The sequence below is a fragment of the Nostoc sp. EspVER01 genome (assembly GCF_034530635.1).
Taxonomy (GTDB): Bacteria; Cyanobacteriota; Cyanobacteriia; order Cyanobacteriales; family Nostocaceae; genus Nostoc.
The window spans coordinates 19,240-45,555 of record NZ_JAVRCS010000025.1; the positions used below are offsets into that span (position 1 = coordinate 19,240).

Genomic DNA, 26,316 nt, shown 5'->3' on the forward strand with positions numbered 1-26,316 from the left:
GTTTTTTAACAGAGAAAATAAGAGGGTTTTGATGTATGGCGATCGTAATACATCTCAGATAATATCCCTCGAAATTCTGAGCGACAGTTTACTTGTACTCCTCAGACTTTTCTTTCCAAAGCAATAATTCTAAATTTTCTTGCCAGACCCTTGACAACAGATAATACACATACTACATTAATAATACAAGTCAACTTTCATGAGGGAGTTAGCTTTCACCAGTAGCGAATAGCTCAAATGGCAGAGCGCCCACCTTGCCCTGAAGGACCGACGTATCGAGGGTTATCGCATATAACAAAAACACCCTTGATCAAACTTCTGGAGATGTAGGTAAAAATCCTACTTCGCTACAGCAAAATAGAGTGCTGAGTGACAAATTTTAAATGTTTACTCATAACTCCTCACTCCTCACTCATAACTTTATATGTGGTGGGTAGCTCAGTGGTTAGAGCGCCTAAACATCCTTATTCACCCCTTGCCTGAAAAGGCCGAAGAATTGAGGGTTATCGCCTGCCAAGCGGGAGGTCGCGGGTTCGATTCCCGCTCCACTACACCAAAATCAATGCTGAGTAGAAACTCAAGAGTGAGGAGTTTTAAATATTTAACTCTTAACTCCTAACTTTTCATGTGGTGGGTAGCTCAGTTTGGTAGAGCACTAAACATCCTTGTTCACCCCTTGCCTGCAAAGGCCGACGAATTAGGGTTATCGATTAGGGCTCGAGAGGTCGCGGGTTCAAATCCCGCTCCGCCACCCAAAACTTAATTTTGAATTTTCATCTGGTGGGTAGCTCAACCTGGTAGAGCAATGAACATCCTTGTTCACCCATTGCCTGCAAAGGCCGACGAATCGAGGGTTATCGTTAATTCATAGGTTGCAGGTTCAAATCCTGTTCCACCAGAGTAAATTTTGTGTTTTTAATTTTCATGTGGCGGATAGCTCAGTTGGTAGAGCGCCGAAAAACATCCTTGTTCATACCTTGCCTGAAAAGGCCGACGAATTAGGGTTATCGCCTCTTAAGCCGGATGTCGCAGGTTCGATTCCTGCTCTGCCACCTTTCATTTTTGCCCGCAAGGGCCGGGAGATGAAGCGATGAATTACAATTTTTTCACTAAAAAGAAAACAAATACACCCCAAAATCAACCTATCCCCGGACGAGAAGCAGAAATGGTTCAGGGACATTCCGGCGGCTGGATGTTTGACGCTGGTATTTGGAAAATGCTGCGCCGTTGTTTGTTAGTTGGCACAGCAAAAAGCACTTACTACGCTGGTAAACAGGAATTAACAGAGGATTTTGTGGCAGTTGTCAGAAAAGCTGTTGCCGAAAATCCCAGCCGTGTAGCAGAAGAAATTCTATATGCTAGCGATGGACGCGCCATCAATAACAGTGCGCCTATCTTGGCTTTAGTGTTGCTATCAATGGGTGAAGCACCAGAAGCAAAACAGGCGTTTGGTGAAATCTTCCCGCAAATTGTCCGTACTGGTAGCCACTTCTACGAATGGTTGAACTACACCAAATCTCTGCGGGGATTTGGCAAAGTAGTGCGGGAAGCTGGTAAAACTTGGCTCTCAAGGGAAGATGTCAAAGGCTTGGCTTATCAACTGTTGAAATATCAACAGCGTCAAGGCTTCTCCCACCGAGATGCATTGCGGTTGTTCCATGTCAAACCGCCTACAGAAAATCACCGTCAACTATTTGAGTGGGTAGTTAGAGGCTGGGAAGAATTGCCAGCAGATATCCCCTCAGAAGCGTTGGCGCAGATTTGGTGGTATGAGTGGCTCAAGCGGAATCCCACTCAAACCCATGAAGCTATTTCCCAAGGACGCTTAACCCACGAAATGGCTGCACCTGTGGGCAAAATGGATAAGCTTGCTTGGCAGCTACTATTTCAGGAAATGCCAATAGGTGCAATGTTACGTAACTTGGGTTCTTTAACTGAACTGGGTGTGTTGCGAACTGATGAAAACGCTAATTTGCTGCGAGTGGAAGCAGTTCTCAACAACAAGGAACATCTGCGTAAAGGCCGCATCCATCCGATTGATGTTTTGAAAGCACTCAAAACTTATGAATCTGGTGGAACATTAGGACGCAGTAAGAAAACTTGGAATCCAGTTCCTCGGATTGTGGACATTTTAGAAAAGGCGGTTGAACTGTCTTTTGATGTTGTGCAACCCACAGGTAAAGTATTCATGCACGCCGTAGACGTTTCTGGTTCTATGGGTAGTATGGTTGCAGATATGGGACTGACTTGCTGTGAAATTGCGACGACAATGGCACTGGTGGCAGCAAAAGCAGAGAAAAACTACATGATTCGCGGCTTTGCTACCGAATTCCGTGAATTGGGTATCACTGCCAAAGATAGTTTTAGTTCTGCGGTTCGCAAAGCTAGCAATCAAAACTTTGGCGGAACAGATGCATCTGTAGCTTATGAATGGATGATTAAGAATAAGTTCAAGGCGGATGTTGTCTGCTTTTGGACTGACTCGGAAAGCTGGGCTGGGTATAAGCATCCAAGTCAAGCGCTGAAGGAGTACCGCAAAAAGGTAAATCCTAACGTCAAGGCGGTGTATGTCACCTTGACACCTTACCAAATTACTTTGGTAGATCCTAAAGATTCGCTGTCTTGGGATTTGGCAGGGTTCGACCCAGGTACGCCTCGGATCATCCAGATGCTAGCTGCGGGTGAATTATAGATATTGCTGAAGGATAAAGGATGAAACACTTTATCCTTCATACTTCATGGCGGGTTATCCTTGTTCGCAACTTGCCTTTCGGGGACGGAGAATTTAGGGTTATCGGTTACGTCTCCACCATTGTGGGGATTAGCGGGTTCAACCCCCGCACCCGCCTTTGTTTTTGATTTTCTCCTTACGTAAAGTCGCAAAGAAGAAGGCGATTTAATTTTTGAATGGTCGTTTTTCTATTTCAGCGATGGGTAAAAGTAGGGTGTCTTCAATGTGCGATCGCACTTTTGAGCCAAAACATATAAATAACAGCCTAATTTTCAGTTACGATCTCACCTCAGACTAAAATAGTTATGGAAAAGCACCCTTGAAAATAAATCTATGAATGTGTTCTTAAATCCAGAAATAGAGCAATTCATCCAAACTCAGATTGAAAGTGGTAAGTATGCTTCGCCAGAGGAAGTAATTGTTGATGCTCTAAAGGTGTTTGCAGCAAAGGGTAACATTGAAGCACCAGTGCAGGTAAAAACACCTGAAGAATTGGGGTGGCCTCCTGGTTTTTTTGAACAGACGGCTGGTTGTCTGCAAGATGATCCTCTGGTGAGATATCCCCAAGGTGACTATGAAGTGCGGGAGCCATTAGAGTGATGTATTTATTAGATACCAATGCTTGCATTGTTTATCTAAATCGTCCAATATCTGGAGTGCGACGACGGTTAGAGTCTTTATCACCACAGGATATTGCTGTTTGTTCAATTGTTAAGGCTGAACTATTTTATGGTGCGATAAGAAGCAAGAATCCTCAACGCACCTTAGCTTTACAGTTAGCTTTTCTCAATAATTTTGTCTCTTTGAGTTTCGATGATGTAGCCGCCACAATTTTTGGTCGAATTCGTGCTGAATTGGCATTTAGGTACGCCTATTGGGCCTTACGATTTACAAATTGCATCGATTGCTCAGGCACATAATTTAATCTTAGTTGCCCACAATAGGAATGAATTCAATCGCGTGAATGGGTTACAGATTGAGGATTGGGAGGAAGAAGGTTGATAATTGAGTCGAACAACTGCTCCATTCCTCACCAATTTCTTAACTATGTTATTCTGCACTCAATATTGGTGTTGTACTTCTCAAAAAGTGCGATCGCATCAGTCGGATAGGCGATCGCTATTTTTAGAAGCACAGCGATCGCTCATCATCTATTCACCCACTCAATGTTAATTAAACAATGTCCCCAAAAAACCGATAATTGGTTTCCAAAAGATACCAGTTAACACATAAGGAGCATATTCTAAAAGCGGTAAACTTGAGTGCTTCGAGGGCTTCAGCGGTAAACACTCCAAGAGAAAAGGCACTATACAGGTGAGTCCATAGGCAGTTGCTAAGGCTATATTCCATTTCAGTTCATCTGCTACTGGTATGGGGCTACAATAAATACCCAGTAGAATGAAAGAGATCATTAAAAGCTGCTCACAAAAAAACCAGGATTGGGGCGATAGAAAATAAACTAACTGGAGAAAGCTTTTGTTATCTATTTTTTGTCGCATTCCCATTAATACAGCCCAAGTCGCAGCCCCAACTATGCCATCATCTTTCAGTCCATAAGTTCTTTGAAAACGTTTAACACCTCTTTCAGTTTCCCTACTAAAATATCCATCAGGTTCTTTTTTGAAAAATCCTTCTTCATTAAGGATAGTTTGCAGTTCCTTAATAGCATCCTGTAATTTTGGCGACATACTTTTCTGATTGCGGTAAAGCCTTGGGTAGAAAAGGCAAGCCCAACTTAGTGGCCCGACTACTCCATCCACCTGAAGATTATTGGCTTTCTGAAATTTTATTACAGCCTCTTCTGTTTCTAAGTCAAATTTACCACTAAGAGTTGAGAGAAACCCCTGAGCTTGCAGTCGTTCTTGCAGTTCATTAATTGATTCTTGTGCAGAATTTGGCGAAAAGTCTCGGTATAATATGGGACGCTTATTGAATACACAGACTTGTCTTTCTTCTGGGAAATAACGCCGGGATTGTTTTAGCCCAAACAAGAGATTTAGGAAACTAAATGCTTTCTTTGTCATAGTTTTATTGAGTAATTTCTGAAAAAAATAACCGGGTCTACTTTTAGAGCTTAGAAGGTAGTATGTCGAGAGCCTCTAGCCTCTAACAACTAGAGAAAAAAATAGACTTATAAATTAGCTTACTGATTAAATTTCAGGCATGAATTAACATTGTTAAAAAAATGTTAGTGATTTATCAAACTCATGTTCGTTAAAATGTTGTTATTAATGCCACATTGATGACAAATTTATTAGGTGATATTTATGTCAGGTCAGTCAGAACCTTGGAATTTACCTAAAAGTTGGAATAGCAAGATTTTGCAGGGCTGGGAGATAAACCGACTACTGACTGACTTAGAGTCTATGCTTCAAAAACGTTATAGACAAAGTACCAGGAAAGACCTGTTACTTGGGTTACTCTGTGGGTGTAGCTTGAAAAAGATTGGTCAAGATTTACACAAGGAAAATTCTGTTGTCAGAGCAGGGTTAAGCAATATCTATCGGGACATTGAAATTTTGACAGGAGAACCAAATAACACTGTCAAGTCCAGTAATCTTGTCCACATTTTAGAAAAACATGGGTATCGCAAAAATTCTGTGGTATCCACGATCAAAAGCCGCTCTATTCCCCACAATTTACCAGCACCAACTTACACGCAATTTATTGGCCGGGAACCGGATATGAATAAGCTACTAAAACGCCTTTCACCGGATCATGGCGCTCATATCATCACGGTGCATGGTATTGGTGGTGTGGGTAAAACGGCGTTGGTGTTAGCCGCTGCTTACCTGTGTTTAAAAGCCAGTAATGAAAACTTTTCTGATGCACCAAAATTTGAGGCGATTATTTTCACTTCAGCCAAACAACAAGAACTTATTCCCAACAATAGTATATTGCGGCGGCAACAGGGACAGCGTAACCTGCGCGATATCTTTCGGGAAATTGCCAATGCTTTAGATGATCCTACGATTATTCAATCTCCTGCCAATGACCAATTTGACCGTGTACGCCAAAGTCTCTCAAGACAAAGAACACTGTTGATTGTGGACAACATGGAGACTATAGAAGACAGAGATGAGGTTATTGAGTTTTTATATAATCTGCCCATTTGCGTCAAAGTGGTAATTACTACCCGTGAGCAAATTGCCTTGCTACCGATTCGTCTACGAAACTTGCCCTTAGATGATGGTTTGCAGCTGATTCGACAACAAGCTGAAGAAAAAGGTATAGCTCTCAACGATGAGGAATCAAAGCTGCTCTACAAAAACACTGGTGGAATCCCTCTCGCGATTGTGTATGCGATCGGTCAAGTATCCAGTGGCTACTCTTTAAACTCGGTATTGGATCGATTAACCTCGGCTACAGATGATGTAGCTTGTTTTTGCTTCGAGCAATCAGTGCAAGGAATCAAAGGACAGTCACCCCACAAGTTACTGATGTCACTAGCGATTTTTCCTGACTCTCCCATACTTGCTGCTGTGGCTGAGGTTGCTGGACTAACAACCGCTCCTGATCCTGTAAATAATGGCTTGGCACGTTTGCAGCAACTTTCCTTGGTGAATCTAAACCCAGAGACTAAGCGGTTTGAAATGCTTTCTCTGACTCGTGAGTACGCTTTAGCAGAATTGGCTGCTTACCCAGATTTTGAGAAGGAAGCACGTAATCGGTGGGTTAAATGGTATTTGGATTTTGCCCACAGTTATGCCGGTGAAGATTGGGAAAAGTGGATACACTACAATAAGTTAGAGCCAGAAGAAGCAAATCTGCGCACAGTACTTTATTGGTGTAAAGACCAAGACCGCTATGAAGCAGTTAGAGATTTATGGATGCTCTTGATCCATTATGCAAATGTCTACGCTTACTGGGACGATCGCCTAGATTGGCTGCAATGGCTCATTGAACAATCAGAACGCCGTGGGGAATGGTCTTCTTTCGTAAAAATCACCGTCCGCAAAAGCTGGTTACTAATTCGAGAGTGTTCTTCTGTAAGTCTGAAAGAAGCAGACGAAATTTTGCAGCGGACATGGATTTTGCGTGACCATGCGGATTTGTGCGTTCAGGCTGACTTAGCCGAAAGTATGGCTAGGCTAAAAATTAGACAAAAGGATTATCAAGATGCACGCCACTGGCTGACGGTAGAAGAAAAATTGGTGATCGAGGCAAATCTTGAGGAGCGACAGCATATCCGCTATTTTATTCCCGTTCTTTACCATCAGGCTGAAATCTTTTATTTAGAGGGTGAATATCTTTTAGCAAAGCAGCTATTTCAAGAGGTGATGAGAAGTGCAGAAAACATTAGTTGGCATCGGGTGATCAATTCTGCTAGCAATTGGCTGGCTGATCTTGCCATTGAACAAGGCGATCGCGAAGAAGCTCAAAAGCTATTAATTCAAGGATTCACTGTTGCTGAAATGACTCACAACAAGCGGCGTTTAGCTCGCTATCAACGTTCTTTTGCCCGTTGGGAGAAAAAGTGGGGAAGCGTAGAGAAGGCTCAAGAATGGTCAACTAAGGCTATTAATGGTTTTAAGCAATTAGGGATGACACAAGATGCACAGGATATGCAAATTTTTCTTGATTCTCTGTAATTATACGCAAACAATGCATCATATCATGTCCGCATAATTAGTTATGCTAACCACAGTCATTGCACCCCACACGCCAGATGCTCCACTTGGGGAGACCCCATCGCCCTTGGCGTCTCCCCTTGGGAGAAGACCGCACTGGCTCCCCCTTAATCCCCTCCCTGATTGCGGGGAGGGGAGACAAAGCGTAGCTTTGGCGGGGGTGGGGTTCTTGGGGTTTAATAAGCAATCAAGCGGACATGATATCACTCGTATAGCTGCTGGCCAAGTGCGATCGCAAACTTCACCTCTTACAATTAAATAAGGTGCTTTTTTGTCAACACAACGTAATATAGCTTAGTAATAATTGCGCGATCGCTGTTCCCTTTATATCTAAATATTGTCCCTGCATTCCTTCTCAGGGATTTTCTGAGGATGGTTCTGAGTAAGATTTTGTGGGAGCGCCTAATTCATCTAAAGTATTCATTAATAAGTCATCTTGTGGAATATAGTCTCTGTGTTGGGAATTTACCAAATCATCAAGAGCTTTAATAGCTTTCAGAGCTTCAAGATCCTTAAGAGCCTCTGATGCAGACTGATATCGCTCTTTGAAGTCATCCAGCACCATTTTACTGAGAATCTTAGCTAAGGAGTGGCTCACCTGAGTGCGATTGCTCCATTTGATTTCTCCATCAGAATTTCTATCTAGCTCACGGGGTGCTACACCAGTCAAAGCTTTAATCCCAACCATGCCAACTGCATAGATATCACTACTATAGTGTGGACGCCCAAAACATTGTTCGCTTGGTGCGTAACCCTGAGTACCAATACCAATGGTGAAAGGGGTTGACTCTTGGCGATCGAGTTGTTTGATGCCGACTTCCTTGACGGCTCCAAAGTCAATCAATACTAGTTTTCCGTCTGAGTGTCGCCGGATGATATTACTGGGTTTAATATCCCGATGAATCACGTGGTTTTCATGGACAAATGTTAATGTTTGCAATAAGTCCCTGATAATTTTGATCGCTGCAATTTCTTCAATTGCTCTACCTGCTGGAAGTTCTTGATTTAAAGGATGACCAATTATCTGTTCTTGGACTAAATAAAATTCTTCATCTTCTTCAAAATAGGCCAAAAGTTGAGGAATTTGAGCGTGCCTTCCCAATTTTTCTAGTGTTTGTGCCTCTGAGTGAAATAAACGTCTGGCAAGTTGCAATCCTTCTGGTTTGGTGTTGGCTGGTTTTAATTGTTTGACAACACATTGCGGATTACCAGGACGTTGGGTATCTTCGGCAATGTAGGTTTCACTAAATCCACCAGAACCGAGAACTTTGACAATTTTGTAGCGTCTAGCCAAAACTTTGCCAGATAAGGCTAAATCTCGTTGCTGAATTAGGTGTTGGAAGTCATCTTGTTGGCTGATAATCTCTTGGACAACGGGTGAAGTTTTATACTTCTGAAAAATGTCTACCAATTGGCGTTTTCTGATGCTTTCTCTGATGACTGAGGTTGCCAAATAGCAAACTCCGGTCATGGCGATCGCGATTATTGGTACACTAGTGGGGAAAATTAACTGACCATAGACAAATAACCCATAGCTAATTACTCCCCAAGCGCCAGACAGGCCAAGGCTATAGAAAAATCTATTAATACTACGCTTGCGTCTGCTAATCATCAAGGCTGAACTGCCTACTAGCATTAGCACAAACAAACCCTGCAATGGTGGACTCTTAATTCCTGGGGCGATCGCTTTTCCTGACATCAAAGTTGCGATCGCATTGGCGTGAATTTCCACGCCCGACATCTGTTCAGTGCTATTACTACCAGCGACTGGATAATAATCATTATGTAACTGATCTGTTGCACCAATCAGCACGATCTTGTCTTTGAAAACTTTTCCCTGCTGCAAATAGGTGTTCCAGTTTTCCGGGTCGAGTACGTGCCAAAAAGGTTTTTGCTCAAATGTACCCGCAGGGCCCCAAAAATAAATGCGATCGCCCTTTGGTCGGGGATAATTTACTTGTGCTGCCTTCAGCGCGGCTTCATCAAAAGAGAGTCGCTTTTTGGTAAATAAATTATCTTCACCTAATAACTTGGGATACTCACTCGCTAATCGATGAACTTTTCCATCTACTTCTAAAGGGAAATTAACTGAGCCAATGGATACTGACCCTGTACGAAACATTTGTTGTGGGTCAGTCAATTGCGTAAAAGACCCTTGGTGCGTCTGGGAATTTTCGTATATGGCTGCTAAGGTAACTTTATTGCCATATTTTTGCAATGCTGCTTGGAATTGGCGATCGTCTGCAACTCCATAGCTGCTAGCTGTATCAAAAACTACGTCTAATGCTACAGCGCGGGCACCTGCTTCGACTAATTTTGTGATTACCTGGGAGTATGCAGCCCGTTTATAAGGATAAGATTTCAGTGTTTCTAAGTAGGCGTACTGTTTCGGATCAGTTTTATAGTACTGTTCGGGAACCGATATTGACTGATCGTCTATTGCTAAAATTACAATGTCTTCTGGAGGCACAATCGGCCCGCGCATTTGAAAAAAGCCAGAAAGCACCTGATTTTCCATCAATTGAACCAATTCCCCACCAGAAGCGCTCAATAGTGCGCCCCCAATTGCCCAAGTACCTGCCAGTAGATGACCTAAGCGAACCATCCACCGGGAGTGGCGAGCAGATGCTGTTGAAGTCACTTTTGTTGGTTTACTTGACAGTTTATTGGCAGTAGAGACATAGTTTTTAGTTAAGGTAGACGTAGGTTCTTCTGCCATATCGTGTTACTGATTGATTTTAGTCCAACACTTTTATTTATTCAGACCGCGTTTTAGTGTAAGCACATTGAAATAAGACTTAAATGATAATCTTATACATTTGTAAAGTATCTTCTATTCATCAACAAACTTTTATTGGCAGAGCCAGCCCCCAAAAAATTCTTACTCAACCACTACTTAATTTATTCTTTTTCTGTTGAATGAGTTACAAGTAGTGATTGTCTCATAGATCGGAGCCGGATATACTCTAGCTGTGAATTTGGTTGTGGCAAGATTTTACCCTTACCTAACCAACAACTACGTTACTAACTGGATGCTATACCAGAAGCAGTCCCAAGGCTGTCTTCTGTCTCTGGTGCAATGTTGGTAATCTCCAGAAAGCGTGTTCTGATACTGACAGCTTTGCCGAAAGATAGGCATTTATTTATATCTTACCTTAAGCCTATGTTATACCTCTTTAGGAGTAAACTTTAGTGTTATGCAGCGATGAATGCTGTTACTGGGTCAATTTTATGGGTAGATTTTGATCGCCAAGTGGCTCTTGCAGTGCTGGAGGTGAATCAGGTTAACACCCAGGATCTCAACTTCAATATTGCAGGCGTTTTTATGTCTTGAAAGAGGTAGGATAAAAGCTATAGATAAAGAACTACGTTATAGATATTAGCAAACAAGGCATTTGAAAATTGCTATAATCTATTGTTCCATCTAAATTCATATATATTATTAGGTGTAAATTTGTATGGGTTCTCCAATGAATCGTCTGTCTATTTTTGTAGATGGAAATAATATGTTCTATGCTCAACAAAAAAATGGCTGGTTTTTTGACCCGCGGCGAGTCTTAGAATACTTCAAACATGAGCAATCAGAAACAACATTAATTAATGCCTTCTGGTACACTGGCTTAAAAGATCCACAAGACCAGCGAGGTTTCAGAGATGCTCTAATTAGTCTAGGATATACAGTACGAACTAAGATTCTTAAAGAATATTATGATGATACGTCAGGTCGTTACTCGCAAAAAGCGAATTTAGATATTGAAATTGTTGTAGATATGTTTAATACAGTAGACCAGTATGACAGAGTAGTATTATTCAGTGGTGATGGAGATTTTGAAAGAGCAATCGAACTATTACGCTCAAAAAATACACATATTACGGTAGTATCAACGGAAGGAATGATTGCTAGAGAACTACGCAATGCTACTGATAGATATATAGATTTAAATGATATCAGAGATCAAATAGAAAAAACTGAAGGTTAGTAGCTTTAACAATTATTTACAAAAGTAAGAGTAAAACAAAAACTAGGGTTGAAGATATATTAAGCCTCAAGTAAACACTAAACAGCAAACGGCAAATGACAAACAAAACAGATCGAATTATCATTTTTGATACAACATTGCGAGATGGAGAGCAGTGTCCGGGAGCGACTTTGAATATAGACGAAAAGCTAGTTATTGCCAAGCAATTAGCGCGTCTAGGTGTAGATGTAATTGAAGCAGGCTTTGCCTTTGCCAGTCCCGGAGATTTTGAAGCAGTCAAGAAAATTGCTCAAATTGTCGGGACAGAAAATGGCCCGGTAATTTGTAGTTTGGCAAGAGCGATTAAGGCAGATATTGAAGCGGCTGCGGAAGCATTAAAACCAGCAGTTAATGCCAGAATACACACATTTATTTCGACTTCTGATATTCATTTAGAGTATCAATTACGAAAGTCACGGGCAGAAGTGCTAGCGATCGCCGAAGAAATGGTAGCTTATGCCAAATCCTTCATGACAGATATCGAATTTTCACCGATGGATGCGGCCCGTACCGATCCAGAATTTCTGTATCAAGTTTTAGAGCGAACGATCGCAGCTGGTGCAACAACAGTTAACATTCCCGATACTGTCGGTTACACAACTCCTAGCGAATTTGGAGCAATGATTAAGGGCATTATTGAAAATGTCCCCAACATCGACCAAGCGATTATTTCCGTTCACGGTCATAATGATTTAGGCTTGGCAGTTGCTAACTTCTTAGAAGCCGTAAAAAATGGTGCGCGGCAACTAGAATGTACGATCAATGGCATTGGCGAACGTGCCGGCAATGCATCACTAGAAGAATTGGTAATGGCGTTGCACGTGCGGCGGCAATATTTTAACCCTTATCTCGGCAGACCAGAAGATTCTCAAGAATCGCTGACAAATATCGACACCCGACAAATTTATAAAACCTCACGCTTAGTTTCTAATTTGACGGGAATGTTGGTACAACCAAATAAAGCGATCGTTGGGGCGAATGCCTTTGCCCATGAGTCGGGAATTCACCAAGATGGTGTGTTAAAGAACAAGCTCACCTACGAAATTATGGATGCCCAATTGATTGGCTTAACAGACAATCAAATAGTTTTGGGCAAACATTCAGGTAGAAATGCTTTCCGGACTCGGTTGAAAGAATTGGGCTTTGAACTGTCGGATAGTGAGTTAAATAAAGCCTTCGTCAGATTCAAAGAAGTAGCAGATAAAAAGAAAGAAATTTCTGATTGGGATTTGGAAGCGATCGTTAACGATGAAATCCAACAAGCGCCCGATTTATTCCGGGTAGAGTTGGTGCAAGTTTCCTGTGGTAGCAATGCCCGTCCTACTGCTACAGTTACTCTGCGGACTCCAGAAGGTGAAGAATTAACCGATGCTGCGATCGGTACTGGCCCAGTGGATGCAGTTTACAAAGCCATCAACCGGGTGGTGAATGTGCCTAACGAGTTGATTGAGTTTTCTGTGCAGTCAGTAACAGCTGGTATTGATGCTATTGGCGAAGTGACGATTCGTTTACGTTATGAATCTAAAGTGTTTTCTGGTCATGCAGCGAACACAGATATCATCGTGGCATCCGCACAAGCTTATGTAAATGCCTTGAATAGGTTGTATGCATCTTTGCAAACTCAACAAAAGCCAGAGGAAGTAACTGCACAGAAAGTCTGAGATTGTATCTGTGAAACTGCTAGTTTTTAGCTGATGCTAACAAACTCCTCTCCAACTTTGGTGAGGAGTTATTTGTGAGTTACAAAAATTGTTGGAAATTATGCTGACAGAAAAACATACAACTATCAGAGAAGGCACAATCAAAGAAGACTCACTGATTGCAAAACACTCTTACCAAATGTGGTTAGATATTGGTGTTGATGAGAGTAATATTATTATGGAATGGGAGAATATTACCCTGCAATTTATAGAAGAAGCGCGTCGAAATTTATTTTATAAGGCTTTTATTGCAGAGATTGATAATACAGTTGTGGGTTCTGTAAGTTGTCAACTATTTGCAGGTTTATACCCCAATGTTTTCAAAGATGAATACCGCAAATTTGGATATATTTGGGGCGTTTATGTTGAAGAGTCTTACCGCAGACAAGGCATTGCTAAATCTCTGACTAATAGAGCAATTGAATATTTAAAAGCGATCGGTTGCACGCGAGTGGTTCTTAATGCCTCGCCATTGGGTAAACCAGTTTACTCCAGCCTCGGTTTTGCTGAAGGGAATATAATGCAATTAGATTTGATTTAAGTACACCAATTTTTTTGCAGACTAAAAAGTTTCTAAATTCAATAGGATAAGTTTCTAGCTCAAGAAGCTTTGTGCAATATTGATTTAATTATTAATATTGTTTACTTTTTTAGATTTTTATATTTACTTATATGCATAAAACTTTATTCTAAGAAACGACGTTTATAACTAGTTAGCTTGTATGAGTAGTGAGAAAACAACAGAATTGCCACTCTGGTTACAAGATAGAGATATAGTCATTGCTCATGATGAAGAAGTACAGTGGCGAGAAGGAAAACGCCCAGATTATTCATACACCAATGAATTTCTTCATCAAGAGAGTAAATTTCAACATCCTGAAGGTTCTTTAGAAGCGATCGCTCAAAACTTAGTCCGCACTTTTGAGATGGAAGCTTCTAATAAATCTAATCCTCAACAGTGGCTTTCGATTGTTACTGATAAGTTTAAGATGAGTACCAATGGCGGACAACAATTCACCGCTCAGGATGTTGCAGATGAAGGGACTTATAACCTGTTTTTGGGTAAAACTGAGCAATATGACTCTGAAACAGAAACCTTTGAATCTTCATTTCAAGTTTTTCATACAGCCTTTCCCAATGGCTTTCTTTGGGAATTAACAGAAGTCCTTTCGGGGCCGCCTAATGTTACCTTTAAGTGGCGACATTGGGGAACATTTAATGGTTCCTATAAGGACTATGCACCCACAGGTGAAACAATCGAGATCGTCGGAGTTAGTATTGCTCGCGTCACTGATGATTTGAAGATTGAGTCTTTAGAGCATTATTTTGATAATAATGTCTTTCTTCAGAAATTAACGGCAGGTGGTTGTCCTTTCCATTCTCAAAATCAGAACAATCACTAATTTTAATTTAGTTATAGTCTATCGAATAGAACGCTCATCGGCGCTCTTAGCAAACAGCAGTAAGCGCCGATCGAGTGATTATAATCATCGAAAGTCTGCAATTTAAGATTTATTATTAAGGCTGATAATGGATGCAGAGAAATTTTAAGAAATTAAAAAATGTCATTTATGGTATTCGTATTTGCACAGTAGTAGCTGGTGTATTGACTGAAGGTGTAAACCCAGCCAGTTTACCCGACTTCTGGGGTACAAAATCCGTTTCTTTGCTACCTTGAACCTCAGATAAGTAGCAATCTCGCACTGCCAATAACAAGCCTTTGATGGCATCTGGTGCGCCTGTTTTAACTAAATCATCTGCCTTTTTGAAAAAATGCGATCGCCATTTGCTATCGTTATTGCCATACAATTCTATTAAATACCAACCTGCAAGATACTCAGCTAAAGGGTCAAGACAGAAACGGATTCTATCTTTGGCAGAACCGATAGTTTGAATCAGGTGCAAACGTTTTTCCAGATAATTGAGGTGTGCTTCGGGGTCATCAATACCCAAATTTGCTAATGCAGCAACCGCATCGGCACGCTTGGCTGTTCCTGGTTGATAACTTTGCTGCAAGCATTCCCAGGCAATGGTTTTGGCAATTTGATGAACAGTGCGGTCATCAAATTGATTGTCTGTAACATCACGATTGAGTTCGTTGATATAACCCAGCATCAAATTAGGAATATTCTCTGGTAACGCAGAAATATTCGATGTAACGTCTTTACTGGCGATTAACTGTTCAGCATAAAGTTTCGCCAGCAAAACAGTGATATTATTTTGACCGACCATCAGAGAAAGACGATTACAAGCGTCAAAAAATTCCTGGTCAGTAAAGCGATCGCGTTTACCTCGCTGCATGAGATAAGCTTCCATAAAGGACGATAGTTTATTCGCCTCAATCCGCAGAGGTTTAATTATCGTCTTATTAACCCGCCCCAGCTTTTCCTCAATTCGGGAAGTAATCACCAACGCATTCACCGGAAACTCTGGCGACTCCGGCTCAATTGCTTCTCGTGTAGTCGCATTCATTTCTGAGAATCGGTCTACAATCACTAGAATGCGTTTCTTTCTTAACAAACGTAACAGTAATTCTTGACAAATCGGCTCTGGTTCATCAATTAAAGCTTGCAACTGTCCTCTGATAGCTTCTAAAAGCGGCGACTTACCTTCACTTACCCGAAATTCTTCTTCTAAAAGCACAGGTAACATCAAATGTTTGCAGAGTTGTTGGTCTTCAGTCTCAGCCATTGCCCATCCAGCGATTCGACACGCTAAACTGGTTTTACCTACACCCCCTTCCCCACCAATTACTAGACAGCTACGTTGTTTCTCAAAAGTTGAGCGCAAATTCTCATTCATCAGTTGGGGAACTGTTGTACCATCCAGAACAACGGGAATGGGAATGTAACAGGCGCGACTGCTAACTGTATCCTTTTTGGGAAATTGTTCGCGGGCTGCTTTGATATATTTAGCTACCCACGCATCTAATACTCTGGGATGGTAATGAAACCAGCCAACAAATAGCACATATCGCAGAGGTACATTAACGCTGATAAATGGGAGAGAAAAATCTGTGTAGGGTTTGAGGGCGTTGTTAATTTTCAACAACCATAAAGGGGCTACCCGCAAGAGAATTAACCAAATAGAAGGCAATAAGATAACGTAGGCGGCAATTCCCAAAAGTAATTTATGCTTAAATAGCGATTCCAGAACTCTATCAAAGAGGCGAGTTTCTTTTTCTGCTTTCAGGGCATTGAGAGGGCGACGTATCAGCTTAATGTCCGTCTCAGTGAATTTATCTTTGTATTTTTGTATAGTTGCCAATACCTCTTCAAAGTCTGAGATGACTTTCTGCAACTTGGAGGTAGGTAAAGCATTTGCCTTGTCCTGAAAGCCTGCTGCTATTCCTCCTAAACCTTTGATAGCACCTAAACGCACGTAAAACTGGCTATCATTCAACAGCGCAATTAAATTCGGGACAGCCGATACTGCTTCTGTACCCATTGCACCCAAAGCATAGGCAGAATTGTAACGTACAGTGGGGTTTTTATCTTTTAAGGCAGCAGTTAATACTGGGACAGCTACTTTCGCTTCTACACCAATTTTTCTGAGTGCAGAAGGAACATAAATGCGAACGAATTGCTCCTTGTCTTGTAATGCCGCCATCAACGATGGAACTGCTGCTTTGGCTGCTGTACCAATATTTCCTAAAGCTAAGGTGGCGTACAAGCGGACTTGTCCATCCTCATCCTGCAATGCCGCACTTAAGGCTGGGACTGCTGGTGCTGCTTCTGCACCCAAATCTCCTAGAACTGAAGCGGCGTGCCAGCGAAGATTAATATCCTGATTTTTCAAAGCCTCAATCAGAGACGGCACTGCTGGCGAACCGATATTAACTAATGCGTCTGCTGCAAGGCTTCTGATATGGGCATCGTTATCTATCAGCTTCTCAATCAGGGGAGCAATTTTGCTGTCAGTAGTGATTTGCGCCCAACTATTGCTTGTGCATAGTAGGAACAGTGTCAGGCATAAGACAACCACCTTGAGCGCACTAAGTAATACTTGTCTGGTATGCTTTGTCATTGAATCGGATTGAATCACCCGATGAACAACTCCAGTCAGAGAAACTATACCTAAGATTGTAATCTAAGTGTCAATGTGGGTTAGCGATGTCTACGATGGTCACTGAGCTTGTCGTTCGCGCAGCGTCTCGTAGAGAAGTGCGGGCTATTCGGCGTCGCACTGCTTTGCCCCCGCTTTACTCAAGCTTGGTTAGCATGATTTTCTCTCGTTCTGTCAATGCTGTTAGAATCTAGATAAAAATATTAATTCTATAAAGCTAAAAAATATGTACATCCAAATTAAACCAGAACTAGAGCAATTTATTCAGGCACAGGTTGCAAGTGGTAGATTTACTAATGCAGATGATGTCATCAATGAAGCCTTTAAACTGTTACAAGAAAGAGAGCAGCGACTTGAAGAATTACGGCAAAAAATTTCTGTAGGAACTGAACAAATTGCTCAGGGACAAGTAACTGACGGCGAAGTTGTATTTGCCAGATTACAAGAAAAAATTCGTCTAATTTCTGAGGAGTCCTATGAATGAGTAATTATTCATTTTCAGATGCAGCAATTCAAGATTTAGATGAAATTTGTGAATATATTGCTCGGAGTAACCCAAAAGCAGCCAGTAAGCTTTTTGATGACATTCGCTCAAAATGTAAATTAGTAGCGAGTTTCCCTAATATGGGAAAAAGCTATGGAAGGCTTTTACCAAATCTGCGCAGTTTTGTTGTGAATGATTACATTATATTTTACTATCCAAGGTAAGACGGAATTAGTATTACTCGTGTTGCCAGTGGTTATCAAGATTTAGAGTCTTTGTTCGTAGATTGATAATTATTAGCGATGTCTACGATGGTCACTGAGCCTGTCCTGAGCGTAGCCGTTGGCGTGGTCACTGAGCGTAGTCGAAGTGCAGCCTCTCGTAGAGAAGGGCGCAGCCGAAGTGCGGACTACGCCTACGCACTTATTTACCCCCGCTTTGCTCAAGCTTGGTTAGCATTGGGATTTAAACGCATCATGATTTTCTCTGGCTCTGTCAAATTTTTAAATCCATAACGGCGATACAGTCCATGAGCATCTTTTGTGCCTAACAACCACCTTTGAACGTCTTGCAATTCTGGATATTCTAAAATGTATTCTACAAACCATTTTCCTAAACCCTGTCCTCGATAAGGCTCTAAAATAAAAACATCTTTTAATAACGCAGAAGTTGCATAATCAGTGATGACTCGTGCAAAGCCAACTTGTTGATTATCTTCATAAAGTCCAAAACATAAGGAATTGCTTATTGACTTTTCCACCGTGGCTAACGGAATATTTTCAGCCCAATAGGAAGTTTGTAAAAAATCATGAATCATTTGAATATCTAATTTAGATTTATCGGTGTTGATGTAAAATCGATGTTTTAATTCTTCATTCATCTCGCTATATCTTTTATTTAATAGGTTGGAAAATTATAATTCATTCTTGGGGTCAGTGGTTTATAGTGTCAAATGATGAAATTACTGAACCATTAGCTGCATAAGAGAGGCTATATTCAGCATTCAAAGATATGGGTGCATATAGTTATTGATTATGAATCAGCCTACAACAAAATCTTGGCAACAAGTCCGCGCTGCTTTTCAACAAATCTGGGGTTATGAAGATTTCCGTCCACCACAGGGAGAAATTGTCAGCAGTTTATTGGCACAGAAAGATGCGCTGATTATTATGCCCACAGGTGGCGGTAAGTCGATTTGTTTTCAACTTCCTGCACTGTTACAAACAGGATTAACTTTGGTAGTTTCGCCTTTGGTGGCGTTGATGGAAAACCAAGTTCAGGAATTACTACAAAGTCACCAAAAAGCAGCACTTTTACATAGTGAATTATCTTCATCTCAACGCCGTGCAACTCTGCAAGCTTTAGAACGTCAACAGCTAAGATTACTTTATTTATCGCCCGAAACTTTGCTAAGCGTCCCAGTGTGGGAAAGATTATGCCAGCCGCAATTGCAAGTTAATGGTTTGATTTTAGATGAAGCTCATTGTTTAGTGCAGTGGGGTGATACTTTTCGTCCAGCTTATCGCAGATTAGGGGCGGTGCGTCCGGCATTGCTCAAATCAAAACCACCAGGAACAAAAATCAGTATCGCCGCTTTTACTGCTACTGCTGACCCCTCAGCCCAAAAAATTATTCAAACAGTTTTACAATTACAGCAACCAGAGATTTTCCGCTTGAATCCTTACCGTCCGAACTTGCATCCCAGCGTTCGCATCGCTTGGACACCACGAGGTAGAAAACAACAATTATTAAAGTTTATTCAAAATAGACCGCAACAATCGGGATTGGTTTATGTTCGCACTCGGAGAGATAGTGAAGATTTAGCCCAATGGTTAGCAGAGATGGGTTACGCTACAGCTAGCTATCATGCGGGATTGGGTGCAACAGAACGCCGTGAAGTAGAAGCAAGCTGGTTAAGTGGCAAAATCCCCTTTGTTGTATGTACCTGTGCGTTTGGTATGGGGATAAATAAAAGTGATGTTCGCTGGGTGGCACATTTTCACGCGCCGCATCTGCTATCTGAATATGTGCAAGAAATTGGCCGCGCTGGAAGGGATGGGAAACCCGCCGAAGCGTTGACATTGGTAAGTGAACCTACGGGGTGGTTAGATTCAGGGGATAAGCAAAGACAGGATTTTTTTCACGAACAAATGCGATCGCAACAACAAATAGCGCAGCAACTTGTGAAAAAATTACCAAAACAGGGAGAAGTGAATGCTGTAACTCGACAATTTCCCGAAGGTGCAACGGCGCTAGCTTTACTCCATAGCAACGGTCAGCTAAACTGGCTTGATCCTTTCCATTACAGTATTGGGCAAAAAGCCGGAAATCAGCCACCGACGCAATTACACGCTGTTAAACAGATGCAGCAATACCTAACAACTAAGCAGTGTCGTTGGCAGTTTTTGTTAAATGCCTTTGGTTTTGACAAAGAAGCAGCTAACCTGCGTTGCGGACATTGCGACAATTGCCGTCAATGAGTATCAAAGACTCATCGCCGAGTATCAAAGACTCGTCGCCGAGTATCAAAGACTCATCGCCGAGTATCAAAGACTCGTCGTCGAGTATCAAAGACTCATTCACGAGTATAAAAGACTCATCGCCGAGTATTAAAGACTCATCGCCGAGTATCAAAGACTCGTCGCCGAGTATAAAAGACTCATTCACGAGTATCAAAGACTCATTCACGAGTATCAAAGACTCATCGCCGAATATAAAAGACTCATTTACGAGTATTACTCCTTTGCTGCTTGTTCGCCGTCAGGTGTTCCCGCTAGAATACGTGGATTTTTTTAATAACTGCGATCGCGCAGCGTCTTGTTAGAGAAAGATGCAAAAGAAAAGATAAATAATTTTATAGCGGGACAGGGAGTAAGTTAAAACTTTTTTCTTTGCCTTGCTCTGCTACATATTCTCCAGCTAGGTTCATCCAATAGGATGAATTGTCATTTTCACCACCAAGTGACAATAGGGTAATCAAGTAGAGGATAAAAATATGTCATCTGCTCAAGCGCCCTCTCTAGCACCGTTGATTCCGCGCGAAATTCTGTTTGGGAATCCCGAAAAAACTAGCCCACAACTCTCGCCTGATGGTAAGTACTTGGCATATATCGCCCCTGATGAGAAAAATGTCTTACAGGTATGGTTGCGAACTATAGGACAAGAAGATGACCAAATACTAACTGCTGACAAAAAGCGCGGTATCCGCATTTTCTTCTGGACTTATAACGCCGACCAGTTGATTTATATGCAAGACTCGGATGGTGACGAGAACTTTCATCTCCACTTGGTTAATATCCACTCCAAGATTGTGCGTGACTTAACGCCATTCCAAGGTGTAAAAGCCGAACTTGTGGAACTGGAACCTAAATTTCCAGATCAAGCACTCGTAGCGTTGAACTTGAACAATCCCCAAAAGTTTGACGTTTATCGCATCAATCTAAAAAATGGTGCGGTTGAGTTCGACACCGATAACCCCGGTAACATTATCAGTTGGACATCTGATGCTGAGTTTCAAATCCGTGCAGCAATAGCTAGTACTCCTGATGGTGGTTACGATTTGTTATTACGGGAAACCACGGATAAAGAGTGGGATGTTCTCCGTCACTGGGGACTAGAAGAACAAGGGAATTCTGTTAGCTTCTCGGCTGATGGCAAAACACTTTATATTGAAGGCAGTCATGATGCTAACGCCCAACGTCTGCTAGCTGTTGACTTAGATACCCGTGAAGAAACAGCGATCGCCCAAGATGAGCAGTATGATGTTATGGGGATAGTCATTCAGCCTGTAACACGAGTTATCCAAGCAGTTTCTTTCTACAAAGACAAACAGGAATGGCAGGTAATTGACGAAAGTATCGCCGCTGATTTTGAAGAAATTGCCAAGGTACGTTCTGGGGAGTTTTCTTTAATTAGCCGCGATTTGGAAGATAAAAACTGGCTATTAGCTTACAACACAGACGATGGTCCAGTTTATTACTATGCCTATAACCGAGAATCGAAAACTAGCACTTTCCTCTTTAGCAACAAACCCAAACTCGAAGGTTTGCAGTTAGCATCAATGCAACCGATTTCCTACGAGGCACGGGATGGTTTAACTATCCACGCTTACCTCACAACCCCTGTGGGAATACTTAGCCAGAATCTACCAACAATACTCCTGGTTCACGGCGGTCCTTGGATGCGGGATACCTGGGGTTTAGATCCGGAAGCGCAATGGTTAGCTAACCGGGGTTACGCTGTTCTGCAAGTAAACTTTCGTGGTTCCACTGGCTACGGCAAAGCATTTTTGAATGCTGGAAATCGGGAATGGGCTGCTAAAATGCACGACGATTTAATTGATGCTGTTAACTGGCTAGTGGAACAAGGTATTTCTGACCCGCAAAAGATTGCGATTATGGGCGGCTCTTATGGCGGTTATGCCACCCTAGTGGGGTTAACTTTTACACCAGAAGTTTTTGCCGCTGGTGTGGATATTGTCGGGCCGAGTAACCTAATTACGCTGATAGGAACTATACCGCCTTATTGGGAACCATTGAAGGCAATGCTTTACCATCGTGTCGGTAACTTGGAGATAGAAGAGGAGTTTTTGAAATCGCGATCGCCTTTATTTTTCGCTGACCGAATTCAAAAACCTTTACTCATCGGTCAAGGTGCAAATGATCCGCGAGTGAAACAATCAGAAAGTGATCAAATTGTCAACGCAATGCAGCAAGCTGGTTTACCAGTGAAATATGCGCTTTATACAGATGAAGGACATGGTTTTGCCAGACCAGAAAATCGGTTGCACTTCTTTGCGATCACAGAAGAGTTTCTCGCCAAATATTTAGGCGGCAGATTTGAACCTTTGGCAGATATACCCGGTCATTCAGGAATAGTTAATTGAAGAAGGCAGGAGGCAGGAGGCAGAAGGTTTTACCTCAGTTGGGGATTCAAACTCCTCCTGAAAAAGAGCCACAAAACTAGAATTTTTGGAGTTCTTGTCTTAAACCCTTGCTTCCTATAGTCGCGGGCTGTTACAGATAGCGCAGCGGTAGCTCAGGAGAGGAGCGTCGGGCAGTTATCCTCTACTCTTGACTGCCCGACGCTCGCGGACTCGCTAACGCTGCGCTATCTGCCTCCAACATCCTCGATAAAAAAATCCCACAATGCCCAGCGCGATAAGCGAAAATGAAATTCTAAGTGTCGTAAAAGCCTTGCTCAATGGATGGAAGAGAGTTCTACTCAAGCTTGATTCGGCTTCACATTCTGCATCATGCAGTTCAGGAGCAAATTTTTGGGCTAGGTATTATTGAAGAACTGGCACGTCACGGCTATAAACTCAGTGCCGGAACACTCTATCCAATGTTGCATGATATGGAGCGCAAGGGATATCTATATTCCGTTGAGGAGAGATCGGGGCGGCAAAGCCGACGACTCTATCGAGCTACCGATTTAGGAAAAATGACCCTAGAGGATGCTAAAGAAAAGGTACGGGAATTATTTGGCGAATTGTTCGAGGAGTAGTAAAATCATCCCTTCACCGAATTTTAGATTTTAAATTTAGGATTTTGGATTAAATGCCCGTTTTAGCTCAAATCTCAGATTCTTGACTCAACTTCCGAAGAAAGTATGGGGTCAATCTAAAATCTAAAATCTAAAATCCAAAATTATTTGACTAGAGGTTTTCTAAAAACTTCTGGAGATGAGGTTGATCTGGGTTGATATCAAGTTCTTTTGCTCTTGCTAAAACCTGTTCACGATTCAGCTTTTGTTGAGTTGCAAAGGCAATGAGCGCTAAGGCACTGGCTCGTCCACCGGCACCACAATGAAAATATACAGGAGTTGGCAATTCCTCTAGTTCTGAGAGAACTGTTGCAGTCAAGTTGTCGTTGGCTGAATTTGACTTGAGTGGAACATTGACGTATTCAAGACCTACGGCTTTTGCTTGTTGCTGTTCGTCTGCTAAAACCCCAGTTTCATCAAGCGATCGCAGATTCACCACAGACTTATACCCTTCATCAGCAAGCTGTTTTAGTGTCTCTGGGGTTGGCTGTCCACCTGCTGAAAATTCATCGCTCACTTTCTTGACATCACTCATACATACTCCGTAATCTCTATTTTATTACCGTATTTTAGTCAATGGCATAGTATTACAAATTTATTTCTAAGTATATAGCTTTTCGTTATCGAAATCCGATATTGTAGTTTTGTCATCATCATTAATCAGGAAAACCATAGTGACACAAGAAGCTGAGGATATCCAAAAAGAGCAAGAAGTGGTTTCCTATAAAGTTTTGACTCCCAAACAACAAAAGCAGCGATTAACAGAACTGGCGGCGGTGTTTTTGCGGTTGGGGGCGATCGCTTTTGGTGGCCCTGCTGCCCACATCGCCATGATGGACAATGAAGTGGTGAATCGCCGTCAGTGGATGAGCCGGGAGAAACTGCTAGATTTACTGGGAATTACGAATTTGATTCCAGGCCCCAACTCAACAGAATTAGCCATTCACATTGGCTACGAACGAGCCGGATGGCGTGGTTTAGTAGTTGCGGGTAGCTGCTTTATTCTACCTGCGATGTTGATTGTTTGGGCATTAGCCGCCATTTATGCTCGTTATCAAACAGTTCCCCAGGTAGAATGGCTCCTCTATGGAATTAAACCTGTAATTATTGCGATTGTGATTCAGGCTGTGTGGAACTTGGGGAAAAAGGCAGCCAAAGACGTACCGACAATTATTGCCGGGGTGGCTGCGATCATAGGGTATCTAGCTGGATTGAATGAAATTTTAGTGCTGATTTTGCTAGGTATTGCTGTGATGCTACTAAAAAATTGGCAAGCCAGAGGACACACAAGCGGAGCATTCTTGTTACCTATTTCAGGTATGCTGGCGCAGGTTGGGAGTACAACAGCAACAGTGACATCAGTCAGTTGGATTAACGTCTTTGTCTTTTTTCTCAAAATTGGATGTGTTCTCTATGGTAGTGGCTATGTATTGCTGGCATTTCTGCAACGGGATTTAGTCGAGCGCAACCAGTGGTTGACATCACAACAGCTTTTAGATGCCGTAGCGATCGGACAATTTACACCGGGGCCTGTTTTCACCACCGCAACATTTATTGGGTATTTGCTAGCAGGAAATGCTGGAGCGATCGCTGCTACAATCGGCATTTTTATACCATCATTTGTGCTGGTGTGGGTGGTTAATCCTTGGGTTCCTAAGTTGCGTCAATCTCCTTGGGCAAGCGGATTTTTGGATGGTGTAAATGCGGCTTCTTTAGGATTAATGGCAGGAGTCACTTACACATTGGGACAAGCCGCACTGGTAGATTGGTTAACAATTATCATGGCAATTTTGAGTGCGATCGCTGTGTTTAGATTTAAAATAAATTCAGCTTGGTTGGTGCTAGCAGGAGGAGCGATTGGATTGGCTTCACATATATTATTTGGCTGAAGATAGCTATACAAAAGTAGTTATAAACCTTTTTTGATGAGTGAATTTTAACTTTTTACTTTTCCTTGCTGGGTGTATTCCTTTCTTCGGCTTGGAGTAATTGCTGTGCGGTGTAAACCTGGGAAAATAGTAGAAGCGATCGCAGTGTTTCCTGCAAATCTGGTTTCTTCATAAAACCCGTTAACTAATATCAGTACGGTAGCTGCATTTATCTGAGGGTCAACAATCCAATATTCAGTAATTCCCCTTGCGGCATACTCGGAACGTTTGTAGCGATAGTCCCGATCTTCGTTAGCTTTGCCAGGAGAAACAACTTCGACAACTAATGCTGGAGGAGGCATATCCAAAGTGATTGTGGATCGCGTTGCACCTTCTAAGATTGTTGCAAGTTCATCCGTTAGCACAACTAAATCAGGAATGCGAGTTGTCGCACGAGAACCAGCAACAACAATTTCAACTTTGTTACTTAACCGATTAACTGGGACGAACTTGAGGAAATTGACCAGCAAAAAGAGAGATATCTGGACATTTTTTGGGCTTTCAGGTGGCATTGCAACTAACTCACCTGCCATCAGTTCATATTGGCTATCCGTGCCATCGTCATACTTAAAATATTCCTCAAGCGTTAGAAGTTTACCAGTGATCGCAGTCATTGAATTATTCGATCCTAAATCCAAAATTAGTCAGTAGGAAAATACTAAAACAGCACCTAAAATTCAGTACACTTCATTATGAGTGCCGATATCAATTAGCAAAATTTCTTCTTCCCCAGATTCTATATTTTGCACGAAGTTAAAGACAATGCGACAATCATAGTCCACTGAACACGCCCAAGCTCCAGACAGTTTGCCTTTAAGTTTATGAGTCTGCAACAATGGATCAAATGGATCGGCGGTTAGTAGTGCTAACCGCTCTCCAATCCGCTCTTGTAATTCTGGCTGTCGTCGTACCAATCGCTTAAATGCTCGTTTAAACGATGATGCCAAAACTACAGTTATCACTTGCTTAACTCATCCATTATTTGAGTAACAGTTCCACGGAACACTTTACCCGTCTGGTATTCTACTTGTGCTTGAGCGATATTAGCAGCAATTTCAGAACGCCGCCGTTCTGCCAACCGATGACTTACCAGATCAATTAATGTTTCTTGTTCATCTACTGATAAGTTTTCGACGCTTTCTAGAACTTGATCTAACCTGGAAACTGAAGTCATTGTTTATTGTTACCTTGCTTGCAGTACATAACTATTACGT

23 protein-coding genes, 4 tRNA genes and 1 pseudogene are annotated in these 26,316 nt (G+C 42.0%); 20 read left to right on the forward strand and 8 right to left on the reverse strand.

All coding sequences use genetic code 11. The features are described from left to right. Positions 1-426: 426 nt before the first annotated feature. The 8 genes and pseudogenes from RMX69_RS20080 (at position 427) to RMX69_RS20115 (ending at position 3,904) form a co-directional block, all read left to right on the forward strand. A tRNA-OTHER gene (locus tag RMX69_RS20080) sits at positions 427-556 on the forward strand. Positions 557-628: 72 nt separating this feature from the next. After that, a tRNA-OTHER gene (locus RMX69_RS20085) sits at positions 629-755 on the forward strand. Between the two features lie 23 nt (positions 756-778). Further along, positions 779-899: transfer RNA gene (locus RMX69_RS20090), tRNA-OTHER, on the forward strand. Between the two features lie 28 nt (positions 900-927). Further along, positions 928-1,053, forward strand: a tRNA-OTHER gene (locus RMX69_RS20095). 37 nt (positions 1,054-1,090) lie between these two features. Continuing rightward, complete coding sequence (locus tag RMX69_RS20100; protein ID WP_322638499.1) at positions 1,091-2,692, forward strand: TROVE domain-containing protein; 1,602 nt, start codon at positions 1,091-1,093, stop codon at positions 2,690-2,692. 372 nt (positions 2,693-3,064) lie between these two features. Beyond that, positions 3,065-3,331 carry a hypothetical protein gene (locus tag RMX69_RS20105; RefSeq protein ID WP_322638501.1) on the forward strand — a complete coding sequence of 89 codons (267 nt, stop codon included), beginning with the start codon at positions 3,065-3,067 and terminating at the stop codon, positions 3,329-3,331. After that, positions 3,328-3,733, forward strand: a pseudogene (locus RMX69_RS20110) (type II toxin-antitoxin system VapC family toxin). Before RMX69_RS20105 ends, RMX69_RS20110 begins: the two are co-directional and overlap by 4 nt. Before the next feature lie 3 nt (positions 3,734-3,736). Then, positions 3,737-3,904 (forward strand): hypothetical protein, encoded by a 168-nt coding sequence (locus RMX69_RS20115; RefSeq protein ID WP_322638502.1) that lies wholly within the window; start codon positions 3,737-3,739, stop codon positions 3,902-3,904. Here RMX69_RS20115 and RMX69_RS20120 read toward each other — a convergent pair. Further along, positions 3,901-4,755 (reverse strand): peptidoglycan-binding protein, encoded by an 855-nt coding sequence (locus RMX69_RS20120; protein WP_322638503.1) that lies wholly within the window; start codon positions 4,753-4,755, stop codon positions 3,901-3,903. The genes RMX69_RS20115 and RMX69_RS20120 overlap by 4 nt on opposite strands. A 243-nt stretch (positions 4,756-4,998) precedes the next feature. Here RMX69_RS20120 and RMX69_RS20125 point away from each other — a divergent pair, with 243 nt between their 5' ends. Further along, positions 4,999-7,323 (forward strand): NB-ARC domain-containing protein, encoded by a 2,325-nt coding sequence (locus RMX69_RS20125; RefSeq protein WP_322638504.1) that lies wholly within the window; start codon positions 4,999-5,001, stop codon positions 7,321-7,323. A 394-nt stretch (positions 7,324-7,717) separates the two neighbouring features. Here RMX69_RS20125 and RMX69_RS20130 read toward each other — a convergent pair whose 3' ends face one another. Beyond that, complete coding sequence (locus tag RMX69_RS20130; protein WP_322638505.1) at positions 7,718-10,081, reverse strand: CHASE2 domain-containing serine/threonine-protein kinase; 2,364 nt, start codon at positions 10,079-10,081, stop codon at positions 7,718-7,720. Positions 10,082-10,567: 486 nt separating this feature from the next. On the opposite strand from RMX69_RS20130, the gene RMX69_RS20135 reads away from it, so the two are divergent. The 5 genes from RMX69_RS20135 (at position 10,568) to RMX69_RS20155 (ending at position 14,484) form a co-directional block, all read left to right on the forward strand. Continuing rightward, a complete protein-coding gene (locus RMX69_RS20135) occupies positions 10,568-10,696 on the forward strand; it encodes a hypothetical protein (RefSeq protein ID WP_289799018.1) in 129 nt (42 codons plus the stop codon). A gap of 124 nt (positions 10,697-10,820) precedes the next feature. Beyond that, positions 10,821-11,342, forward strand: coding sequence for an NYN domain-containing protein (locus RMX69_RS20140; protein WP_041565194.1), 522 nt, complete (start codon positions 10,821-10,823; stop codon positions 11,340-11,342). Between the two features lie 95 nt (positions 11,343-11,437). Next, positions 11,438-13,042, forward strand: a complete 1,605-nt coding sequence (locus tag RMX69_RS20145; protein ID WP_289799019.1) for a 2-isopropylmalate synthase — start codon at positions 11,438-11,440, stop codon at positions 13,040-13,042. 100 nt (positions 13,043-13,142) lie between these two features. Beyond that, on the forward strand, positions 13,143-13,622 hold the full coding sequence (locus RMX69_RS20150; protein ID WP_289799020.1) for a GNAT family N-acetyltransferase: 480 nt from the start codon (positions 13,143-13,145) through the stop codon (positions 13,620-13,622). A 181-nt stretch (positions 13,623-13,803) separates the two neighbouring features. Continuing rightward, the gene (locus RMX69_RS20155; RefSeq protein WP_289799021.1) at positions 13,804-14,484 is read left to right on the forward strand and encodes an ester cyclase; all 681 of its coding nucleotides are present in this window, start codon (positions 13,804-13,806) and stop codon (positions 14,482-14,484) included. A gap of 166 nt (positions 14,485-14,650) precedes the next feature. Here the strand turns inward: RMX69_RS20155 and RMX69_RS20160 are convergent, their stop codons facing one another. After that, positions 14,651-17,107 (reverse strand): HEAT repeat domain-containing protein, encoded by a 2,457-nt coding sequence (locus RMX69_RS20160; RefSeq protein ID WP_289799022.1) that lies wholly within the window; start codon positions 17,105-17,107, stop codon positions 14,651-14,653. Positions 17,108-17,372: 265 nt separating this feature from the next. Here RMX69_RS20160 and RMX69_RS20165 point away from each other — a divergent pair, with 265 nt between their 5' ends. Together RMX69_RS20165 and RMX69_RS20170 are read left to right on the forward strand one after the other, a co-directional pair. After that, positions 17,373-17,630 carry a type II toxin-antitoxin system ParD family antitoxin gene (locus RMX69_RS20165; protein WP_289799023.1) on the forward strand — a complete coding sequence of 86 codons (258 nt, stop codon included), beginning with the start codon at positions 17,373-17,375 and terminating at the stop codon, positions 17,628-17,630. Further along, positions 17,627-17,854, forward strand: a complete 228-nt coding sequence (locus tag RMX69_RS20170; protein ID WP_289799024.1) for a type II toxin-antitoxin system RelE/ParE family toxin — start codon at positions 17,627-17,629, stop codon at positions 17,852-17,854. Before RMX69_RS20165 ends, RMX69_RS20170 begins: the two co-directional genes overlap by 4 nt. A 218-nt stretch (positions 17,855-18,072) precedes the next feature. On the opposite strand, the gene RMX69_RS20175 is transcribed toward RMX69_RS20170, so the two are convergent. Further along, entirely contained in the window at positions 18,073-18,510 is a 438-nt protein-coding gene (locus tag RMX69_RS20175; RefSeq protein ID WP_322638506.1) for a GNAT family N-acetyltransferase, read from the reverse strand. Between the two features lie 154 nt (positions 18,511-18,664). On the opposite strand from RMX69_RS20175, the gene RMX69_RS20180 reads away from it, so the two are divergent. From RMX69_RS20180 to RMX69_RS20190, 3 genes are all read left to right on the forward strand, one after another. Next, a complete protein-coding gene (locus RMX69_RS20180; RefSeq protein ID WP_322638507.1) occupies positions 18,665-20,110 on the forward strand; it encodes an ATP-dependent DNA helicase RecQ in 1,446 nt (481 codons plus the stop codon). Positions 20,111-20,625: 515 nt separating this feature from the next. Next, entirely contained in the window at positions 20,626-22,515 is a 1,890-nt protein-coding gene (locus RMX69_RS20185) for a S9 family peptidase (RefSeq protein ID WP_322638509.1), read from the forward strand. Between the two features lie 317 nt (positions 22,516-22,832). Then, positions 22,833-23,135 carry a PadR family transcriptional regulator gene (locus RMX69_RS20190; protein WP_069074159.1) on the forward strand — a complete coding sequence of 101 codons (303 nt, stop codon included), beginning with the start codon at positions 22,833-22,835 and terminating at the stop codon, positions 23,133-23,135. Positions 23,136-23,286: 151 nt separating this feature from the next. On the opposite strand, the gene RMX69_RS20195 is transcribed toward RMX69_RS20190, so the two are convergent. Beyond that, the gene (locus tag RMX69_RS20195) at positions 23,287-23,709 is read right to left on the reverse strand and encodes a fused DSP-PTPase phosphatase/NAD kinase-like protein (RefSeq protein WP_322638510.1); all 423 of its coding nucleotides are present in this window, start codon (positions 23,707-23,709) and stop codon (positions 23,287-23,289) included. 139 nt (positions 23,710-23,848) lie between these two features. Here RMX69_RS20195 and RMX69_RS20200 point away from each other — a divergent pair, with 139 nt between their 5' ends. Next, positions 23,849-25,063 (forward strand): chromate transporter, encoded by a 1,215-nt coding sequence (locus RMX69_RS20200; protein WP_322638511.1) that lies wholly within the window; start codon positions 23,849-23,851, stop codon positions 25,061-25,063. A gap of 47 nt (positions 25,064-25,110) precedes the next feature. Here RMX69_RS20200 and RMX69_RS20205 read toward each other — a convergent pair whose 3' ends face one another. The 3 genes from RMX69_RS20205 to RMX69_RS20215 form a co-directional block, all read right to left on the reverse strand. Continuing rightward, positions 25,111-25,716, reverse strand: coding sequence for a Uma2 family endonuclease (locus RMX69_RS20205; protein WP_322638512.1), 606 nt, complete (start codon positions 25,714-25,716; stop codon positions 25,111-25,113). A 63-nt stretch (positions 25,717-25,779) separates the two neighbouring features. After that, the gene (locus RMX69_RS20210) at positions 25,780-26,064 is read right to left on the reverse strand and encodes a type II toxin-antitoxin system mRNA interferase toxin, RelE/StbE family (protein WP_322638513.1); all 285 of its coding nucleotides are present in this window, start codon (positions 26,062-26,064) and stop codon (positions 25,780-25,782) included. Continuing rightward, positions 26,061-26,276 (reverse strand): hypothetical protein, encoded by a 216-nt coding sequence (locus RMX69_RS20215; protein ID WP_289799032.1) that lies wholly within the window; start codon positions 26,274-26,276, stop codon positions 26,061-26,063. The genes RMX69_RS20210 and RMX69_RS20215 overlap by 4 nt, the downstream gene beginning before the upstream one ends. Positions 26,277-26,316 lie beyond the last annotated feature (40 nt).

Bases quoted from the DNA above. Each gene is read 5' to 3' on its own strand.
- RMX69_RS20215 (WP_289799032.1), bottom strand. From the start codon at position 26,276: ATGACTTCAGTTTCCAGGTTAGATCAAGTTCTAGAAAGCGTCGAAAAC.
- RMX69_RS20180 (WP_322638507.1), top strand. From the start codon at position 18,665: ATGAATCAGCCTACAACAAAATCTTGGCAACAAGTCCGCGCTGCTTTT.
- RMX69_RS20120 (WP_322638503.1), bottom strand. From the start codon at position 4,755: ATGACAAAGAAAGCATTTAGTTTCCTAAATCTCTTGTTTGGGCTAAAA.
- RMX69_RS20105 (WP_322638501.1), top strand. From the start codon at position 3,065: ATGAATGTGTTCTTAAATCCAGAAATAGAGCAATTCATCCAAACTCAG.
- RMX69_RS20170 (WP_289799024.1), top strand. From the start codon at position 17,627: ATGAGTAATTATTCATTTTCAGATGCAGCAATTCAAGATTTAGATGAA.
- RMX69_RS20165 (WP_289799023.1), top strand. From the start codon at position 17,373: ATGTACATCCAAATTAAACCAGAACTAGAGCAATTTATTCAGGCACAG.
- RMX69_RS20145 (WP_289799019.1), top strand. From the start codon at position 11,438: ATGACAAACAAAACAGATCGAATTATCATTTTTGATACAACATTGCGA.
- RMX69_RS20150 (WP_289799020.1), top strand. From the start codon at position 13,143: ATGCTGACAGAAAAACATACAACTATCAGAGAAGGCACAATCAAAGAA.
- RMX69_RS20140 (WP_041565194.1), top strand. From the start codon at position 10,821: ATGGGTTCTCCAATGAATCGTCTGTCTATTTTTGTAGATGGAAATAAT.
- RMX69_RS20175 (WP_322638506.1), bottom strand. From the start codon at position 18,510: ATGAATGAAGAATTAAAACATCGATTTTACATCAACACCGATAAATCT.
- RMX69_RS20185 (WP_322638509.1), top strand. From the start codon at position 20,626: ATGTCATCTGCTCAAGCGCCCTCTCTAGCACCGTTGATTCCGCGCGAA.
- RMX69_RS20205 (WP_322638512.1), bottom strand. From the start codon at position 25,716: ATGACTGCGATCACTGGTAAACTTCTAACGCTTGAGGAATATTTTAAG.
- RMX69_RS20100 (WP_322638499.1), top strand. From the start codon at position 1,091: ATGAATTACAATTTTTTCACTAAAAAGAAAACAAATACACCCCAAAAT.
- RMX69_RS20155 (WP_289799021.1), top strand. From the start codon at position 13,804: ATGAGTAGTGAGAAAACAACAGAATTGCCACTCTGGTTACAAGATAGA.
- RMX69_RS20135 (WP_289799018.1), top strand. From the start codon at position 10,568: ATGAATGCTGTTACTGGGTCAATTTTATGGGTAGATTTTGATCGCCAA.
- RMX69_RS20160 (WP_289799022.1), bottom strand. From the start codon at position 17,107: ATGACAAAGCATACCAGACAAGTATTACTTAGTGCGCTCAAGGTGGTT.
- RMX69_RS20130 (WP_322638505.1), bottom strand. From the start codon at position 10,081: ATGGCAGAAGAACCTACGTCTACCTTAACTAAAAACTATGTCTCTACT.
- RMX69_RS20125 (WP_322638504.1), top strand. From the start codon at position 4,999: ATGTCAGGTCAGTCAGAACCTTGGAATTTACCTAAAAGTTGGAATAGC.
- RMX69_RS20190 (WP_069074159.1), top strand. From the start codon at position 22,833: ATGGATGGAAGAGAGTTCTACTCAAGCTTGATTCGGCTTCACATTCTG.
- RMX69_RS20195 (WP_322638510.1), bottom strand. From the start codon at position 23,709: ATGAGTGATGTCAAGAAAGTGAGCGATGAATTTTCAGCAGGTGGACAG.